Origin of the sequence: Rhizobium sp. 57MFTsu3.2, assembly GCF_012932765.1 — a bacterium.
GTDB classification, from domain to species: Bacteria; Pseudomonadota; Alphaproteobacteria; order Rhizobiales; family Rhizobiaceae; genus Rhizobium; species Rhizobium altiplani.
Genome location: NZ_JDWI01000079.1, coordinates 1 through 1233, shown reverse-complemented (window position 1 = coordinate 1233; position 1233 = coordinate 1). Strand labels below are relative to the sequence as shown.

Annotated in this window: 1 protein-coding gene; it reads left to right on the top strand. The window is 59.3% G+C overall.

The features are described 5' to 3' along the window. Positions 1–274 precede the first annotated feature (274 nt). Positions 275–1233, top strand: a 959-nt coding sequence (locus AF71_RS31275) for an ISNCY family transposase (protein ID WP_169684552.1), incomplete at its 3' end; no start/stop codon positions are given.

Here is a 1233-nt window from a genome sequence, read left to right as displayed (position 1 = left end):
CTGCGCCATGAAAGTCCCAGCGAGTATCGAGCGGTAAAAGAACAATTGCTAGTGAGAAAGCTAAAGCCGAAGGGGTATGTTATCACCCGCCCCCGTTCCGCCCTTTCAACCCGGCCCAGCCGGTCGGATCGGGGGCTGATCTCCCTGCCCTGCAGTAGCCTTTAAGCCCTTGTTGCATTTACATTAGAAGTCACACCGCAAAGTTAAAGTGTCCTGTTTCTGCAAAGTAGAAATGTCACTCTCTCCCCGGTTTTGATGACGGCGGAGATTGCAGATGGGATTGATTGCGATGAGCGAGCGTGATCTGCAGCGGATCGAGATTTTGTCGAAGGTGATTGACGGCCGGATGACCATGGTGTCGGCGGCGCATGTGCTTGATCTGAGCACCCGCCAGGTCCGTCGGCTTCTGCAACGGATGTGCACGGACGGCGCGGCGTCGATCCGGCACAAGGCGATTGGCCGACCGTCGAACAACCGGATCAGCGACGGCGTTCGCGATTATGCGGTAACGCTGGTTGGCGAGCGCTATGCGGATTTCGGGCCGACCTTGGCGACGGAGAAGCTGGCCGAGCGTGATGGCTTGCGTGTGTCGCGCGAGACGGTGCGCGGTTGGATGGTCGATGCTGGACTGTGGTTATCGCGCAAGCAGCGGCGGACGTTTCATCAGCCACGATTGCGGCGCGAGGCCTATGGCGAGCTGGTGCAGATCGACGGTTCCGAGCATCGCTGGTTCGAGGACCGCGGGCCGGCTTGCTCGCTGCTGGTGTTTGTCGATGATGCGACCGGCAAGCTGATGCAGTTGCGCTTCGTGCGTTCGGAGAGCACCTTCAGCTATTTCGAGGCGCTCGAGCTTTACCTGAAGGATCACGGTGCTCCGATCGCCTTTTATTCCGACAAGCACACGGTGTTCCGGGTCCCTAAAAAGGACGCCAAGGGTGGCCAGGGGATGACCCAGTTCGGGCGTGCGCTGTGCGAGCTAAACATCGAGATTCTTTGCGCAAATTCGAGCCAGGCCAAGGGCCGTGTCGAGCGGATGAACCGGACGCTGCAGGATCGGTTGGTCAAAGAACTGCGGCTTTCTGGCATCGACACCATGGAGGCCGGCAATACCTTCTTGCCGGACTTCGTGGAGGACTACAACGCGCGGTTTGCGATCGTCCCTGCCCGGTGTGATGACCTGCATCGGCCGATGAATCTGGCGCCGGATCGATTGCAAGAGATCCTCTGCAAGCG